Raw genomic sequence first — 18170 nt, forward strand, 5'->3', positions numbered from 1 at the left:
GTTATAGTATTTATTATCTATTAAGTGTTTTATTCAGAGATAATTTTATTTAAATAAGGTTTTATGAAGAAATTAATAATGTATCTCATTTGTTAGTATTAGTGGAGGAAACAATTAAAATCTATTAGTTGAAATGATATCAAAAAAAACGCAACCATATTAAATATGATTGCGTTGTATTCTAATGTTAATTTTTATTTAGTCTGCAGAGACTTTATCTAACGCTTCTCCTATGAGGGTTTCTCCGCTTAGAATCTCAAAAGTCGCTTTATTAGCAACATCGTCATTAAGTACATGAACTAAGGTTTGAGCAACATCATTTCTGCTGATCTTGCCTCGTTTATTAAGTTTACGAGCTAATTCTATCTTATTAGTAAGCTCATCATTTGTTAAACTCCCAGGTCTCACTATTGCATAATTTAAGCCGCTATCTTTTAAATACTCATCTGCATTGTGCTTGGCTTTTAGGTAATCCTGAAGCTCTTCTGCTTTAGAAGGCTCATCTGCTCCCATAGAACTGAGCATAACAAATTTTCTAATATTATTCTTTTTAGATGCGTCAATTAATCGTTTTGCACCTTCTTGATCTACACCAACTACATTTTTACCTCCAGATCCTGCTGCAAATAATACCTTATCTATATTGTTTTTGAATACATGAGAAACGTCCTCTTCAAGATCTCCTAGAACGGTATCAATATTTTTAGCTTTAAAATAAGGAAGTTCATCCTCTTTTCTCACCATTGCAATAGGGTTAAAATACTGAGATTCGTGTAATAATTGTACAATCTTTTTTCCTGTGGTACCGTTGGCACCGGCTACTAATATCTGTTCCATAGTTACAAGATAATACCTTACTGCATTATTTTGAATATCATATTTGGGGTTTAACTCATATTTAATATAATTTCAAATAGTTAGTTTGAATATACTAAAGCATTTAACAATTGTTTTAATCCCTAACTGCAGAGTTATGGTTTTCAATAAATTCTGAACTTTATAAAAGTATTTGCTAAAACAGAGGTTTCACAGGTATTATAAGATTTCACTCAAAATAGATCTTAGCTTTATCGTTAGAGAATGTTTGTTTTCCATTTTTAAATCCTGCTAAAGGTTGCGAAATGGTTCGAATAGCTTCAATTTCATTCTTGGCTTCAAGTATTATAAAGGTTGCTGGAGCACCAACTTCAATAGTATATGGTAATGAGAGAAGAGCGGCGGCATTGTCTGTTACCATTTTATAAACTTGCTGTATCTCTTCATCTTTAGCTAACTGGGAAATGTTTGCGTACATATTTGCCATTCTAGCAAGGGAGGCATCTCCGTAAGGGGTAAAGGCATTTAGAATATTATTACTGGAAATGGTAGTATTTACACCAAAGGTTTTCAATTCATTAGCATTTACCATTCCACGGGGAATTAATGTGTCGTAATCTCTACCATTTAAAAAAATATCTGTTGCAGGAAGAACTGTTAGCGTAATTTCGGCATTGCTTAAAAGTAAAGCCATCTCATTGCGTTTTTCTTTGGGCATAGCAGAAATTTTAGTGACATGCCCTAAAGAAACTCTCCCTAAATAATTTCTCTTAATTGTCTCTTCGGATATTTTAGGGATGCTTGAATTATTTGGGTCAAGATCAAAATCTAGATGAAAATCTACATTTACATCAAATTCCTGAGCCATGTCAAAGATCATCTCGATATGTTTTGTAGGATCTACATCTTTGTAAGGACAGCCTCCAACAAGATCTGCTCCATCAGATAATGCCTGTTTTAATAATTTTTGGGTTTCGGAAGAATTGGTGAGTCCTTCCTGAGCAAAAGCGCAGATCTCAATATCTATGGCAAAAGCATATTTATCTTTAACTCTTTTAATAGCTTCAAAAGAACGTAATTCAGTTTTTGGATCGGTTTCAACAAAGGTACGAAGACCCATAGTTCCTTTCTTAATTGCCATTTCAATTACGCCGCTAGCACGCTCAAAAACATCTTTTTCTGTAAAGTTTTCTTTCGCCTTTCCGGTCTCTTCTACAGCCTCATCAAGATCTCCCTTTTTGATCTCACATCTTTCTAAAATACAAGCCTTATCTAAATGAATATGACTTTCAAAAAATCCTGAACATAAAAAATTATCCTTTGCGTTGTAAACGGATTGAGCGTCTTTTAGGTACTGAATTCTATTTTCATTATTACTGGAAAGACTGATACTTGCAATAGTACCATCTGAAACTGCGATATCTACAGGGGCACTATTTTTATTTAGAATAGCATTTTTTATTATTAGATCATAAGCTCTGTTCATATATCCAAAAAGTTTAAGCCTCTAAGATAATTAACTTGAATTAGAAGTTGAATATTAGGTTTTAGGAATATTACATTTTTACTATTTAGAGCTAGAAAAAATCTCCATTATATATTAATAACAATGGATAAAGAATTTAAAATACAGATAGTGTTCACCTCAGATTTATGAAGCGTAAGTGGAGTAACTCATAATTATAAACTACCGCAATGCTTTCCCGTTCCTTCGATCTGGGGTGTTTTAAAACATAAAAAAACTGCTCAGGAGAAAATACCCGGCAGATTTTTATTTTTTTAGTCCGCAGCGTAGCTGCGCTTCATAGTGGAATGGGAGGAAACGACCGAATTTTGACAGTTTCAATAATTTTAGGCTTCAAAATGGGTATTATTGATGGAGATACCGAATTGGTGATACGTTCACATAATTTGACACATTAGGCTCTTTAACTTTTAATCAATGATAATAAGTTGACCCTATCAACTTATTTCAACGGAGCGTGTATATTTTTTTTTGAATTATAAGTACACCTAATCAAGGTTCTCTGAATTATTGTCCTTTTAATATTTGTGGCACATACATTTTATATCAAAACTCTTTTGGCTCTTTTAAATTAAAAGTATATTAGCCGCAATGTTCAAAAAGCGTTACGCACATATAATCCCGATTTTCTTTCTGGTGGCATTTGCCCTCCTGCGGATTATTAATGTGCATACCTTTGTTCACGTTTTTTTTGAGAATCAGCAGGAAGTAGCAGATTGTAAGTACTGCGAGATGGTAGTCGCCAGCGATCAAGGCACTCCATTAAATCCTGCTCCAGAAGCTGCAGCGCATAGTTATATTAATTTTGAAGCCTTGCAGGCTGTTGAAGTTCACAGTGTTTATCGTGAGCCTTCGCTCAAAATTTTAAAGTTTTCCTATTTATTCAATAAGCCGCCTCCGGTGGTTTCCTAAGTATTGTTACACCTTTTTTATATCTGTTTTAGAGTTACCGGCTTTGCTGAAAATCATTAATCTTTGGTTGAGGTCTGGGAGTGTACAGTACATTTTCGTTTAAGGATTTAAGCAATTTTACACCTGATTATTTACTAGCGGCCCTTTGATAGAACAGGCTTTTAGTCTGTATACTATTGAATTTACAGTGCAGCCTGTATACAGCCTAAGGCTTTTGATATCACAAAATGAGTGATGTCACCTAGGGTTTAGGTGCTGTTTAGAATCCTTCCTTTTTTCCTTTTACTTAAAATTTTTGATCAGACTGCAACGAGCTCAATCACTGGGTTTATGCTGCTTCAAGCCTTTGGCTCAGAAGCGGCTGCTGTCTGTAATCTTACAACCTATAAAACATAAAACTTATGATTCAAGCACTTAACCTTACTAAAAGGTACGGCTCGCATTTGGCATTAAACAACCTTAACCTAAAAATCAAACCTGGGGAGATCTGCTGTTTGCTGGGGCAAAACGGAGCTGGAAAGAGTACCACAATCAACCTTTTTCTGGGCTTTATAGAACCCACCTCGGGCAATACGCTAATCAACGGGATCAACGTACAGGAGCATCCTCAGGAATCTAAAAATCATCTGGCATACATTCCGGAAACGGTGATGCTGTATCCTAATCTATCCGGGATTGAAAACCTGGAATATTTCTCTAGTCTGGCAGGTTTTAAATATAGCAAAGTTCAGCTTATTGAGTTTTTACTCAAAACCGGTTTACAGGAAGAGGCGCATAGCAAACGTCTGGGTGGTTATTCTAAAGGGATGCGTCAAAAGGTTGGAATTGCTATAGCGATAAGCAAGCATGCAAAGGCCTTGTTTTTAGACGAACCAACCAGTGGTCTGGATCCCAAAGCTTCTAATGAATTTACGAAGATCATCAGGCAACTCTCAGACTCCGGCACGGCAATTCTGATGGCGACGCACGATATTTTTAGGGCAAAGCAGGTGGCTCATAGTATAGGCATATTGCGCTCCGGAGACTTTGTTTCGCAAATCAAAGCCGCTGATATTTCTGCAAACGAGCTCGAAGAACTTTACCTACAAACCGTTTAATAAACCCTACACTTCAATACAATGATTTCTATAAAACAACTCTTATTTTCTTTATGCTTTTTAGTCTTTGCTGAAGCAAATTCACAGCAAATTAAAGGGCAGGTTAAAGATGTAGATTCACAACTCCCAATACCGGGAGCCACAGTACAAATCAAAAATACCAAGCAAGGTACCTTAACCGATTTTGAGGGCAACTTCCGTTTAAACGGAAGCGGCAGCTTAGAAATTTCTTATTTAGGCTATAAAACGACAACGGTCAATCCGGATTCAACTTTTGTCACTATTTATATGAAAGCTGAAAATTTTGCCCTCGAAGCGGTTGAACTTGTAGGCCGAAAAGCGCAAACTTATACCAGTGATTATTCGTTCTCGGCGACGCGTACTTCAACCTTGAATAAAGATATTCCGCAGGCGATAAGTACGGTTACCAAAGAATTGATAGACGAGCAGCAGGGCATACAACTCGCTGATGCGGTAAAGAATGTGAGTGGGGTTTCACCCAGCAGTTTTTATAATCAATATTCCATCCGCGGGATCAGTCAGAATGAAGAGGGGCAACTAATTAACGGGATGCGTACCCGCCAGTTTTATTTTTTGCAGCCGTTGCTGGCCAATGTGGAGAGAGTTGAAGTTATAAAAGGTCCGGCAAGTGCTACTTTTTCAAGCGTAGACCCCGGCGGAAGTATCAATTTGGTCACCAAAAAGCCACTGGACGTGGAGCGTAACGAGGTGAAATTCACCACCGGAAGTTTTAGTACGATTATGGCCGCTGTAGACTTCACCGGTCCGTTGAATGAGGATAAAACCCTGCTTTACCGTTTTAACGGTGCCTATGTGGAAGCCAATAGCTACCGCGACAACATCAGCAACACCTCGTTGTTGCTATCGCCTTCGTTTACCTATTTAGCCAGTGAAAAAACCGCTATAAATGTAGAGCTTATCTACAGCGATATGAAGGGGAAATTAGATCGCGGTCAACCTATTTTTGGTGCGGAAGCCGGCGTGACCAATTTGAACAGTACGCCCATAAGTTTGAACCTAGGTGCGCCCAATGATTTTTTCAATTCCAAACAGTTTATCATCACCGGAAATCTTACGCACCAGTTTACCGATCAGATAGGCTTTACCACGACCTATATGAAGCAAACCTGGAAAGAAGATTTACAGGAAAGACGCACCACAAATGGGTTTGGGGTTGACATTGATAACAATCCTGTACCCACCCTGGCCGCAATGCGTTTTATACAACGCCAACAGTCTTGGAGTGTAGACAACGTCAACAGCTATTTCAATTTTGACTTCCATACCGGTGCATTCAAACACAAATTGCTGGTAGGGTATGATCTGCACAGTTGGGCAAAATTAGAAGGCGGAGGACAAAATCAGGCACGGGGCTATCTGTTGAATGACGGTTCGGTAACCAATGCTTTTGATCCTGCGAATGCTGCAGCCTATCAAACCTATACCTACGAAGGGATGATCTTGCCCAAACCCAATGTGCCGCATTACAATCTGGAAAATCCCAACAACACCCTGAATAACCTTACCGACTATAATTTTAACGGAAGGTCCGCTTTTCCTACCGCACTAACTGAGACCCACGCAGCGTATCTGCAGGAACAGCTTACCTATAAGCGCTTTCATCTTTTATTCAGTTTGAGACAAGAATGGTTCCGCGATGTGACCAACCGGGGTGAGGTTGATGAAATTTCGTTTACCAACAGGGCGCTGCTGCCACGCATCGGGCTGACCTATACCGTTAATGACCAGATTAATGTGTATGGAACGTACTTGGAAGGCTTTCAACCACAATCTAACACGGTTACCATATTGCCGAACACAGGAAGTTTTTATGGCAGCACAGATGATTCGGCCAGCAGGTTTAAACCTTTAGAAAGCGATTTAAAAGAGGTAGGCGCAAAAATTACCCTGCTGAAAAATAAGCTTCATATCAATACGGCACTCTTTGAAATTAATCAAAAAAACCTGTTGCTTAATGCGAATGTCCCTTCAGCTCCAGATTCTTTAGTCACCCGCGGTGCAGAGCGCAGTAGAGGTTTTGAAGTAGATGTTAACGGTTATTTGTTGCCTAACTGGCAGGTGTATGGCTCCTTTAGTTATAATGATGCGAAGATTATAGCGGATAACGACCCAGAGCTGATCGGCGCCCGCAAACAAAACACGCCGATTACAACTGCGACTTTGTGGACGCGTTATAACTTTTTGAGTACTTCAAAACTACACGGACTGGGAATAGGTTTTGGCGCACAACATTCCGGGGACAAAGTACCTACTTATGACCGCAGTTTTAAAACGCCTGCCTATACCTTACTGGATCTGGCGGTCTATTTTACACCCAAAAACAGCAACATCCAGCTCAATCTGGCGGTTAAGAATCTAACCGATAAAACCTACTGGGTTGGAGCCCAAAATTACCTGAGGTTGTTCCCGGGGGCACCGCGTAACTTTTTAGCAACAGCAACATATAGATTATGAAGATGAACAGTATCAGGAATATTATAAAAGTAGAATGGAAGAACATCATGAGAACCAAAACAGCCATGGTGCTAATTGGTGTCTTTACAGTCCTGCTGTTGTTTTCAGCCTTTATAGGGGTGGAAAACACAGCAGAGCAGAACAGCATACGCGAGACCTATCAGGAACAGGTGCACGATGATTATGTCAATCAGCCCGATCGCAATCCGCACCGGGTATCCCACTACGGATACCTGGTATTTAGGGAGCGTCCTGCGCTGAGTTTTTTTGAATTCGGGATTGAATCTTTTGCAGGAAACTCCATTTTTTTGGAGGCACACCGGCAAAACACCGTCAACCTGAGTGAGGCCGGTTTTTCGAATGGGATGTTGCGTTTTGGAGAACTCAGCATGGCGTTGATCCTGCAATTGCTGGTGCCACTCTTTATCTTTTTCATCGGTTATGGTACCCTTGCCGATTTAAAAGCCAACGGCGTACTCAAGATCATGCTTGCCCAGGGCGTGAGTGCAAAGCGGCTTATTTGGGGTAAAACCCTGGGGATTTTCAGTTTTACCACGGTTGTTTTTATAGGAGCTATGCTTTTGATTTTTAGTATCGCTTTTGTGGCGTATCCTGAAGCTCTTACTACGGCTGTGCTGTTGCGCAGTCTTTTTGCAATGGCTCTGTACACGGTGTATTTCTTCATCTGCTCGTGGATAACCGTGCTTATTTCCGCTAAAAGTTCGCGTGGAGGTGCAGCACTGATATCTCTGATTCTGTTGTGGATGCTTTGCGGAATTATTCTACCCAAAATGGCGCAAAATGTAGGTTATGCTTTGTTTCCCGCACCCTCCAAATTGGAGTTTGAGACCCGAATTACCGAAGACCTTGAGCAAGTAGGCGATTCTCATGATCCAAATGATCTGTATTATACCGGTTTTAGGGAAAAAACTTTGGCGGAATATGGAGTAGATGATGTTAAAGACCTTCCCTTCAATTATGCCGGACATTTAATGGCAGAAGGCGAGCGGGTTACTACAGAACTGTACCGAAGCCATTTTGATGAGTTGATAGCTACCTACACCAATCAAAACAGTATTGCAGCCTATTTATCGTTTATCAATCCGTATTTGATGGTGCGCAATTTATCTATGGCTGCTACGGGAACCGATATGGCACATTACATCGATTTTCAGAAACAGACCGAAGATTACAGATACAGGCAAACCCAGTACTTCAACGAACTTCATAAGAATGAAGTTAATGCTGAACGGAGCGGCACCCAACGCCTGAATAGTGCGCGGTTTAATGAAAGAGCCCCTTTCGAATATGAAAACAGAGGGCTTTTCTGGGCCTTATCTAATAATGTGATCACGTTGCTGGCATTGGTGTTTTGGCTCATGCTTATCGGGTTGTCGTTTTCTTTTGGTTTAAAAAAAATAAAATTATAAAGATGAATACTACATTTTTTAAACTCTTTGCAACCGAGTATAAAAGCTTTGCCCGCAATCCCATAAGTATGTTGGGCTTTGCAGTGATTTTTATCATTGGGATCTATGCTATTTTCCACGGAAAGAATACCGTATCCCAGCAGGAAGAAACCATCTCAAAAATTGCGGAAATACAAGAAGAAGAGCTGGCTAAGAATAAGCGATTGTTTTCTGATAATCTGAGCTATTTTACCTATTACCAGTTTTATTACACGCAAAACGACCCTGGCAAATGGGCTGCTTTTTCTATAGGACAACGTGATGTAAATAATTACAGTCTTAAGCTGCGTATACTTGCGCTTGAAGGGCAATTGTATGATACCGAACTCACTAACCCGATGACCTTATTATCGGGGAATTTAGACCTTAGCTTTTTGTTTGTGGTCTTGATTCCGTTGCTCATCATTGCGCTGTGTTTTAATCTGATTTCTTCAGAGCGGGAATCGGGTGTGTGGGCAGTAGTAGCTTCACAACCCTATTCGCTTTCCAGGATTATATTCTTAAAGTTTTCAGTGCGATTTCTGGCTGTTTTAGGACTTTCTGTACTTCTATTGATAGCAGCTTTGTGGTTACTCGGGCTGCCTTTTGATACCGATTTTGGTGTGGTGTTTTTATTGATTGTAGGTTACGAACTCTTTTGGTTTGCATTGGTTTATGTGCTAACGCTGCTTAAGAAAAATTCAAACTATAATGCCGTCACGCTTTTAGGGATCTGGTTATTTCTGGTAGTGCTTCTTCCGGCATTGGGTAATGTGCTGGTTAACCGTTTTATACCTATTCCTGAAGCCTTTTCAACCACCGTAACCCAACGGGAAGCCTATCACGAAAAATGGGATATGCCCAGAAGGGAGGCGATGGAGCCGTTTTATGAAGCTTATCCGCAATACCGATCGTATTCTATACCTGAGGATGCGTACAGCAACGGCTGGTATTACGCGATGCAATATGTCGCCGATCAGGAAGCCGGTAAAGATTCAAAACTGCTTTTTGAGAAGCTTGAAAAGCGTCAGGAGGTAAGTAGAAAACTCGGTTATTTTATTCCCAGTTTGCTGTTACAAAACACCTTTAATCGAATTGCAGATACCGATCTGGAAGATCATCTCAACTATCTCGAAGCAGTAAAGAACTACCACAAAGCAATTTCTGAATTCTTTTATCCCCACCTCTTTAAAGGAAACACCATCGACGAAAAGGACTGGGAAGATTTTCCGGAATTTGATACTTATTAAATAAACAATTGAAAAATTAATAATCATGAAAAATACAGTAATCCTAATCCTTTTTATTTCTATGCAATTCAGCTTTGCGCAGCGCTCTTTTACCTTTGAAGGAACAGAAATCCCGGCAGCGACCAAAGCTCATTTTAAAATACCTGTAGAATATTCAGGTGAATTCACCTTTATACCAGTAACCGTTTTTAATGGAGCAAAAACAGGAGAAACCCTGGGTATCACTGCCGGCGTTCACGGGTACGAGTATCCGCCTATTTTAGGGGCACAACGGCTTATAAAATCAATTGATCCCAAAAACTTAAAAGGAACGGTTATTTTGGTACAGGTAGCCAACTTGAACAGCTTCTTAAACCGAAAATCGTTTATGAAGCCGGAAGATGACGAAAATCTGAACCGCGTCTTTCCGGGAGAAAAGGATGGAAATTTGAGTGAGCAAATTGCATATTATATATCCAATAGCATTATTAATCGGGTGGATTATTTTCTGGATATGCACGCCGGTGATGCTGCTGAAGATCTGATGAGTTACGGAGCCTATTACCGCAATGCGAATATGCCGGAAATTTCAGCAACCGGGAAGCGTATGGCATTGGCACTTGGCTTTGATCATATCGTAACGTTTAATACCGATGGTAAGGACTATATGAAAATGGATAGCCCCAGTTTATATACTTCTGCAGAAGCTTTCAAAAGAGGAATTCCGTCTATTGATATCGAATGTGGAAGGTTGGGTGTTGCAGATATACAAGCTGCTGAGCAGGTAGAACAAGCTGTTCTAGGTTTGCTTCAGGAACTCGATTTTACATCAAATTCAAAAGAAGCTACTCAAAATACTGTGAATATCATTATAGACCGAACCTATGCCGAAAGTTCGGTCTCCGGTATTTTTTATCCACTCAAAAAGGCTGGGGATTATGTTATTAAAGGAATGAAGGTAGGATACATTACCGATTTTTTTGGGAACATAAAAGAAACTGTATATGCTGAAGCAAACGGACTCCTTTTACTGATTTTAGGAACTCCACCGGTTAATAAAGGCGAGACGCTTTCGGTGATAGGACAATTTGAGCAGTAATCACTTTTTCAGAATCAATTGCGCATGGCTGCAGTTACTCCAGTCCTGTAAGTGCAAAATTCCCTTCCTTCGAAGGAAGGGCCGGGGGTGGATGTTTTTTTACTTTAGAAAGAGTAATGCGCATTTATCAATTTTTACTTTTAACTCATAAAAGGCGGGCTAGCTACGCTTCACCGCAGTAACTTGAGTCCTGCAAATGCAAAATTCCCTTCGTTAGTGCTCAGCGGTCTTAAAAGCAAAAACTCCTGCTCAGGTAACCTGGCAGGAATTTTACGTTTTAATCCTTTGCGGAATTTAGCATTTGATAGTGGAGTCGGAGGGAACGACCGATTTTTAAAGTTTATAGTATTTATAAGGCCTTTCAAAGTTCATCAAAAGTTGGTCACCGGATTGGTCTCGCTTTAACATATTTTAACTTTCTAATCTGATAATAATATGGTTTTAGTCTCATTTCCTATCTTATTGTATAATTCTCTATTTTATATGTCAACGCATATAGAAGTAGAGTAGAACTTTATTTTATATGTTTTTACATATAAAATTGTTAAATTATCAAGTATTGTATGTTACTGCATATAATTTTGTTTAAAAATGTACGTTTAAGTATATAATTGAAGAGCTTGCAGAATTTGTAAAATCACGATGGAAAGAAGTAAATCTTACCCAGGAAGAGTTTGCCGAAAGGGCAGGGGTAGCATTAACGGTAATCCGAAAAATCGAACAGAATAAAACGAATCTGAATCTTGAAAATGTTAATCAGGTTTTAAAAATGTTCGGTCATAAGCTTGTGCCTGTAAGTTTTAAAGATATCGAGAAAAATGAGACAAGCTAAAATTCTATATGATAATCTGTTCTGTGGATTATTGACAGAAACTGTTTAAGGCACTTATACTTTTCAGATTGAAGCTATGCAGGAAGCATATTCTAATCTTTTAGAAAGCAGATAGGAAGTATTATTAGAAAATTTAGGAGTTTAATAAATCTAAATATCTTGGAGATGTAATCTGGACTTTCAATCCTAAGTTATATGATAGGTTTTCTAGATTTAAAACAATTCTTTAAGTTGTCATACTCTAAAATTAAATCTGGAATGACTAAGAATATTAAAAATATCAACCTTACAGAATTAACCGACCCTACTCAGTTACCTATATGTAAGAACTGGTAATTAATTTAAATAAGTTGTAGATCTTTCATGATCGAAATCAAATGAGGATTAGTGTTCGCGCTGAATTCTTCCCTTAATTCCTTCAGACGTTTTTCAATGGCGCTTTTGCTATTGGGTTTTATATTCTGACTTTTCAGTTCTTGCTCTATCTGATCCTGTGTAAATCCATTTGCCAGAAATTTCACAATGTTGATCTCAAAATCGCTTAAGACAAGTAAATTGTTTTGGTTCAAGACCTTTTGAATTGAAGGTGAATTGTAGGTTTCGCCTATATTTAATTTTTGTAGTGCTTCTTTTAATTCCTTTAAACCATTTCGATCTTTACATACATAACCATCAATATTTCCAGAATCCCATAAATCTTTTACTGTTTGAGGATGATCTTCGATCGAATTTACCACAACCCTAAGATTAGGATATTCTGATTTAAGAATAGCTATAAGCTCTATCCCAGATTTAATTTTCTCCTCTCTATGATCTTCTTTAAAAGAAAGATCACAGATTAACAAATCGAACGGCTCCTTATCCTGTGAAGCTTTTTTGGCAAGAAGCCAAGCTTTATCACAATATTGAGCGTGAACTACTTCTGGTATTTCAAGTTCTTTTAAAACTGCAGCCACAGCATAATTAATGCTGTCCATGTCTTCTGCAATTAAAACTTTTTTAAACATACCGCAAATCTAAATTGGAATCTGTATTACTATTGATAAACCTTTTTCCTTTGAAGTTTCAAAATTAAGTGATCCTTTGATTGATAAAATACGGTTTTCCATATTTTGTACACCATTTCCCGATTTAAGCTTTACATCTGTAACGCCAATACCATTATCAGAATAGTGTATTTTTAAAAAATTCTTTTCTTCAGAAAATACAATTGCCACTAAACTCGCATTGCTATGCTTGTTCATATTGATCATTATCTCCTGCAAAACTCTATAAAGAATGATTTTTTTCTCAGGTTTAATGTTAGACCAATTTATTTTATTTTCTCCCCGAAGAATGAGCTTAGTATTTGCTGAGATAGTAGAACTAAGAGTAGAAAGCAAGTGAGTTTGGTAATTCTCTCCCATAGGAATACTACTATTCTCTTTAGAAATATTACGGGTACGCTTATAAATTTGTTCTAATTTGTCTATCATATTATTCGGTGCAATTTTCTGCAATTCACTCATAATATTATAGATGTCATTAGCTAATTCATCGTGAATCTTCTTTGAGATCCTGCTTTCAGTTTGATACGATTCTTTAATTTTCTCTTTTTCATGTTTTTGCCTTAAATAATAAAAGGCAAATCCGCTACTAACCACCAAAAGCAAACCTAATAAAGAGGCAATGAGGATTTGATTCTTCAATTCTTCAGTTTCCAAATGTTGTTTTATGGTTTCTGCTTCGAGATTATTTATTTCTTGCTGTTTTTGTTCCTCATCAAATTTAATTTTAGCAAAAGTGTTCTTAGCTTTTAATTGTGCATTTTGAAGGCTGTCATTAAGCGTAATAAACCTATTTGTATAGATTTTGGAACTTTCTCCTGGAGAAATCCTTATAATTCTTTTTAAAGCATTTAGTTCTGAATGCTGGCTGGAATTCTTTTTTGCCGTTTCTAACCACTTCAATGCATAGTCCAGTGCCAGTGCAGGTTTTTCCTTTTCGTAGTAATTGGAAAAATGTTCATAACTGGCGGTCAAACCATCTAAATCTTTTGATTTAAGCCGAAGTTCGAGAGCCTGAGTAAGTTCATCTAAGACAGGAGAGGAAGAATCTTGCATCCATTTTGTGTAGGCATAATTATCAATAAAACGAGCTTTGGAATCTTCATCGGCAACTTCCATTTTATCCAAAACTCCTTTAAAGGTAGAGAGTGCACTTGGGTAATTTCCATTATCCCTATATGCCAAAGCAATATTATTTAAAAAACTTAGACTATCTTTTGTAGAAATTGAATATCGAAGCGCATTTCTATATTCTTTTATGGCATCCTCATAGAAACCTCTTTCCCGATAGGATATGGCAATTGCATTGTACGCACTGTTTATATAAGATGAATCTTTTGCTTTTAATAGAAGTTTTAAAGCCGATGTGGCATTCTCTTGGCTACCATGATAGTCGGCCATCCTGCTTTGCGCATTTGCCATTTCCACAGATCTTTGTCCTGCACGCGAGCTATCACCTATTTGTAAAAACAGATCTCTAGATGTATAATAATTTTTAAATGCTTCTTCTGAATTGTTAAGCGCTTGGAACACAGCAGCCTTGCGATAATATCCTAAAGCAACAAAGTAAGTATTCTTTTGTAATTCTGCAGTTTTGATGAGACTGTCGGTATAATCGAGTGCAGCTTTGTAATTATTTTGCCGTTTTTGAACATAAATTATCCCATCCAATAAATAAAGACTTATACTGTCCTTTCGGGAGTCAACATTTGCCATTCCTTCCTTGAAATTGGATAGCATCTGCTTTGGATCTTTCTCCTTGATTCCTTTTTGGAAATAAATTTCTCCTATTCCAGGTTTAACTTCCTCATTATCTATTTTAATTTCCTTTTTACAAGAAGTGAGAGTGAGGCCTGCTAGAAAAATTATAATAATTTGGGGGATTTTCATAGAACGAAAATAGGTAAAAATGGCGAAGGTTATTAGGCTTATAAAAATGTGCTTTCAATGCTAAAACCTTATTGAGGTAAAACAAAGAAACCCACCATTTGGCGGGTTTCAATCTTCAAGTTTCCTCTACCAAATTGTTATTCTGTCTTCTTTTGGTAAAAACATTTTATTGTCAACCTTTACATCAAATGCGTTATAAAAAGGAGAGGTATTCATTAAAGGACCATTTACTCGCCAAATGGGTGGCGAATGAGGGTTGTTATTAATCCACAGCCTAAGGAACTCATCTTTCATTTTTACTTTCCAAATTCTAGCAACCGAAAGGAAAAAACGTTGGTCTGGAGTAAAATCGCCAATTTTTTCTTGGTTTTGTCCTTCCGGTGTCATTTTAAAAGCATCGTAAGCCACAGCGATTCCTGCAATATCAGCCGTATTTTCGCCTACCGTCATGTCACCATTAACGTGTAGAGAGTCTAAGACTGTAAATGTGCTGTATTGATCTTTAACTTGTTGTATTCTTGACTTAAACTGTGCATAATCATCTTCCGTCCACCAGTTTTTTACGTTACCATCTTTATCATATTGTGCCCCTTGGTCATCAAACGTATGGGTTATTTCATGTCCTATAACCATTCCTATGCCGCCATAATTAAGCGCATCATCGGCATTATTATCAAAATAGGGTGGTTGTAGAATTCCAGCCGGAAATACGATCTCATTTGCAGAAGGATTATTGTAAGCGGTAACGGTTGATGGAGTTGTGTACCATTCTGATTTATCCACAGGTTGATCTAATTTTGCCATTTCTCGTTGATACGAGGCAGCAGCAGCAGATACGATGTTCTCAAAATAGGTGTCTTTTGAAATATTCACATTGCTGTAATCTTTCCATTTATCGGGATAGCCTATTTTAAGCCTCATGGCAAAAAGTTTTTCTTTTGCTTTAATTTTAGTGCTGTCGCTCATCCACTCCAATTTGTTTATTCTTGCAGCATAGGCGTTTTGTACATTTTTCACTAAATCTAACATTCTCATTTTTGCGTCCTCCGGAAAATATTTCTTCACATAGAGTTGGCCCAGTGCTTCCCCTAAATAATTGTCAACTTCACTTGCCATTATTTCCCCTCGTGATTTTTGGACCGCTTGGCCAGAAATAACTTTGTTAAACTCAAAAATGGCATCTACAAAAGGTTTACTTAAATGCGATGCGTATTCTTCTATAACATTTGCCTTTAAATAAACTTTCCAATTTTCAAGTGGAGTTGTTTTTAAAAGTTCATTAAGTTTATCATAATAAGGAGGTTGCGCTATATCTATAGAATCGGTTTTAGCACCTAAATGTTTAAGGAAATTGGACCAGCCAATGTTAGGCTGTGCTTTTTCCAGATCTTTTAGAGCCATCTTATTGTAATTTGCTTTCACATCTCTGCGTTCAACTCTTGTTCTGTGCGATTCTGCAAGTTGCTTGTCAATATTGTAAACCAAAGCCGCATCTCTTTTGGCTTGCGCTGGCTCGCTGCCTGTTAGTTGAAATAAAGTGGCCAAGTATGTTTTATAGGCTTCCTGTATAGCAACTGTTGATGAATCTGATTTAAAATAATAATCCCTATCTGGCAAGCCGAGACCAGTTTGGTAGGCGTGCGCAATGTTCATGTTACTGTTCTTGTCATCTGCACCCACTCCAAACGCCATGATAGAACTATTATCAACTTTTACCTGATTCGCTACAAAGGTCATTAAAGAAGGTAGATCGCTAATTGCTTTAATATTAGAAAGTATAGGTTTGATGGGGTCATAGCCTCTTTTATTGATAGTCACCGTATCCATGCCCGACACATAAAAATCACCCACCTTTTGCTCTATACTTCCTAAGTAATGTTGACCTTGCGAAACACTATCCAAGATCCCTTGCAGCCGAATGCGTTGAGGATAATTCATAAACATGTAGGCACCAACTCCAGACTGAGATGCGGGGATAGATATAGAATCATACCATTTACCATTGGCATACCTGTAAAAGTTATCACCAGGGCTTAATGTTGAGTCTACCTCCGTAATTTCAATAAAACTTTTTTCCTGAGCGTTCGTTTTTGTGAATGATGCTAAGGAAAGTAGCGTCATGAAAAGGATTAATCTTTGTTTCATGTTTGATTTAGTTTACAATAAAAATAAGCATTTTTAAATATTAAGCGTATCGAACTTGATTTCTTTGTGATGCAAAATTCATATTCAGAACATTTGTATAGGTAGAAAATAATAAAGCGCGAAGAAAGGGTCACTTTGAACAATTTATTTCTAATATTTTTAGAAAGATTAATTGATTATTCAAGTTTTTAATATTTACGGTAAACTGTAATTAATTAAACAATTTTTAGATAATTTAATAATTAATTATAAATTGCTATAAATGGGCTTTTAGATAGTATGGCTGGAACTGATCCACCAAATTTAAGTAATAAAGGAATTTATTCAATAACAATAGGTATACCTTCAACTCTAAAAGAACAACAAGCCATTGCCACGGCCTTAAGCGATGTCGATGCGTTGATCAGTTCGTTAGACGGGTTAATCGCCAAAAAGAAAGCCATCAAACAAGGCGCAATGCAGCAGCTGTTGACTCCGCCCTCAAAAGGCGGCAAACGCTTACCTGGTTTTGATGGGGAGTGGGAGGAGAAGATGGTCGGGGAATTATGTAATAATATATCTTCAGGGACTTCAAATACAAATTCAGTTTCAGGTGCATTTCCATTATACGGTTCTACTGGACAGATTGGTACTAAAAATTATATGGACTATGAAGGAGAAAGGATACTTGTTGCCAGAGTTGGAGCAAATGCGGGAACTCTTTACAAAGTATGTGGTCAATATTGCGTCTCGGATAATACTTTGATGATTTCATTGAGTAAATCTTTGAATCTTGGGTTCCTATATTATTCTTTAAAGCAGTTTAATTTATCACGATTGATATTCGGTTCTGGTCAATCCCTTATTACAGGACGACAATTGAAAAACCTAAAATTCTTTATTCCGCAAATTGAAGAACAAAAAGCCATCGCTCAAATCTTAAGTGATATGGATGCGGAGTTGGGGCAGCTTGAGGCTAAAAAAACCAAGTATCAATAAATCAAACAAGGGATGATGCAGGAGTTATTAACCGGGAAAACGAGGTTGGTGTGATAGATCCTATAAAGAATAAATTACAGCTTAATTATGATAGCGAATGTTTTACTTCAAGGTATTACGTCTATGTAATTAAGATTGAAGTAGCGAAAGATATATTTTATTATGTTGGTCAGACTGGAGACCGCCATTTTATAGCGGCTCGTTCTCCATTTTACCGTTTATGGGGGCATTTTAATCCTTATAACTTAAAAAAAGGGACAGATAGCCAGCTTATGAGTAATTTGTTTAAGCGGAAAATATTTCGCAAAAAAGAAGGAGAATCAAACAGGCTTACAATTGATCGTGCCTTGGCAAGAAAAGATGCCATTATAAAAGCACAATTCTACCCCATTGAAGATTTTGCAAACGATAATACACAGATATCTAAAGATAACCATAGAAAAAAACGCCTATATGTAGAAGAAATTGAAAAAGGCGTAATCGAAGGATTAGATCAACAAATAATTTTCAATGATTTGTCTAAAAAAGGATTTCAAAAAATTAAAGTATCTCCAAAGGCTAGAGTGATTTCTGATTTGATCCTTCAGGATCTAGAATCAGAGAAATGAAACTGAATGCCAAAATTAAGTTGAACTAATGAAACCGCAGTTGTCAAAC

General features: G+C 37.6%; 15 protein-coding genes. 10 read left to right on the forward strand and 5 right to left on the reverse strand.

All coding sequences use genetic code 11. The annotated features are described in order from the left end of the window. Positions 1–198: 198 nt before the first annotated feature. Both P163_RS10010 and P163_RS10015 read right to left on the reverse strand, forming a co-directional pair. A complete protein-coding gene (locus P163_RS10010) occupies positions 199–837 on the reverse strand; it encodes an SDR family oxidoreductase (RefSeq protein ID WP_034890353.1) in 639 nt (212 codons plus the stop codon). A gap of 208 nt (positions 838–1045) precedes the next feature. Further along, on the reverse strand, positions 1046–2302 hold the full coding sequence (locus P163_RS10015; RefSeq protein ID WP_034890356.1) for an amidohydrolase family protein: 1257 nt from the start codon (positions 2300–2302) through the stop codon (positions 1046–1048). 630 nt (positions 2303–2932) lie between these two features. Here P163_RS10015 and P163_RS10020 point away from each other — a divergent pair. From P163_RS10020 to P163_RS18310, 8 genes are all read left to right on the forward strand, one after another. Further along, positions 2933–3253, forward strand: coding sequence for a hypothetical protein (locus P163_RS10020; RefSeq protein WP_034890360.1), 321 nt, complete (start codon positions 2933–2935; stop codon positions 3251–3253). A gap of 401 nt (positions 3254–3654) precedes the next feature. After that, the gene (locus P163_RS10025; protein ID WP_034890363.1) at positions 3655–4350 is read left to right on the forward strand and encodes an ABC transporter ATP-binding protein; all 696 of its coding nucleotides are present in this window, start codon (positions 3655–3657) and stop codon (positions 4348–4350) included. A 21-nt stretch (positions 4351–4371) separates the two neighbouring features. Continuing rightward, on the forward strand, positions 4372–6846 hold the full coding sequence (locus P163_RS10030) for a TonB-dependent siderophore receptor (protein WP_034890381.1): 2475 nt from the start codon (positions 4372–4374) through the stop codon (positions 6844–6846). Next, a complete protein-coding gene (locus tag P163_RS10035) occupies positions 6843–8276 on the forward strand; it encodes an ABC transporter permease (protein ID WP_034890384.1) in 1434 nt (477 codons plus the stop codon). Before P163_RS10030 ends, P163_RS10035 begins: the two co-directional genes overlap by 4 nt. Before the next feature lie 2 nt (positions 8277–8278). Next, positions 8279–9544, forward strand: coding sequence for an ABC transporter permease (locus P163_RS10040; protein ID WP_034890387.1), 1266 nt, complete (start codon positions 8279–8281; stop codon positions 9542–9544). Positions 9545–9569: 25 nt separating this feature from the next. After that, positions 9570–10622, forward strand: a complete 1053-nt coding sequence (locus P163_RS10045; RefSeq protein ID WP_034890390.1) for a succinylglutamate desuccinylase/aspartoacylase family protein — start codon at positions 9570–9572, stop codon at positions 10620–10622. A gap of 610 nt (positions 10623–11232) precedes the next feature. Next, the gene (locus P163_RS18145) at positions 11233–11454 is read left to right on the forward strand and encodes a helix-turn-helix domain-containing protein (RefSeq protein ID WP_081891362.1); all 222 of its coding nucleotides are present in this window, start codon (positions 11233–11235) and stop codon (positions 11452–11454) included. Positions 11455–11649: 195 nt separating this feature from the next. Then, positions 11650–11790, forward strand: coding sequence for a hypothetical protein (locus P163_RS18310; RefSeq protein ID WP_156100683.1), 141 nt, complete (start codon positions 11650–11652; stop codon positions 11788–11790). A gap of 5 nt (positions 11791–11795) precedes the next feature. Here the strand turns inward: P163_RS18310 and P163_RS10050 are convergent, their stop codons facing one another. The 3 genes from P163_RS10050 to P163_RS10060 all read right to left on the reverse strand — a co-directional run bounded on the left by P163_RS10050 (position 11796) and on the right by P163_RS10060 (position 16535). Beyond that, complete coding sequence (locus P163_RS10050) at positions 11796–12461, reverse strand: DNA-binding response regulator (protein WP_034890393.1); 666 nt, start codon at positions 12459–12461, stop codon at positions 11796–11798. A 9-nt stretch (positions 12462–12470) separates the two neighbouring features. Beyond that, positions 12471–14390, reverse strand: a complete 1920-nt coding sequence (locus tag P163_RS10055) for a tetratricopeptide repeat protein (protein WP_034890395.1) — start codon at positions 14388–14390, stop codon at positions 12471–12473. Positions 14391–14516: 126 nt separating this feature from the next. Then, on the reverse strand, positions 14517–16535 hold the full coding sequence (locus tag P163_RS10060) for a M13 family metallopeptidase (RefSeq protein WP_034890397.1): 2019 nt from the start codon (positions 16533–16535) through the stop codon (positions 14517–14519). A gap of 279 nt (positions 16536–16814) precedes the next feature. Here P163_RS10060 and P163_RS10065 point away from each other — a divergent pair, with 279 nt between their 5' ends. Both P163_RS10065 and P163_RS10070 read left to right on the forward strand, forming a co-directional pair. Continuing rightward, positions 16815–17513 carry a restriction endonuclease subunit S gene (locus P163_RS10065; RefSeq protein ID WP_051931212.1) on the forward strand — a complete coding sequence of 233 codons (699 nt, stop codon included), beginning with the start codon at positions 16815–16817 and terminating at the stop codon, positions 17511–17513. A gap of 50 nt (positions 17514–17563) precedes the next feature. Beyond that, positions 17564–18121, forward strand: a complete 558-nt coding sequence (locus tag P163_RS10070) for a hypothetical protein (RefSeq protein ID WP_034890400.1) — start codon at positions 17564–17566, stop codon at positions 18119–18121. The last annotated feature ends 49 nt before the right edge of the window (positions 18122–18170 follow it).

This window comes from Gillisia sp. Hel_I_29 (genome assembly GCF_000744275.1).
Taxonomy (GTDB): Bacteria; Bacteroidota; Bacteroidia; order Flavobacteriales; family Flavobacteriaceae; genus Gillisia.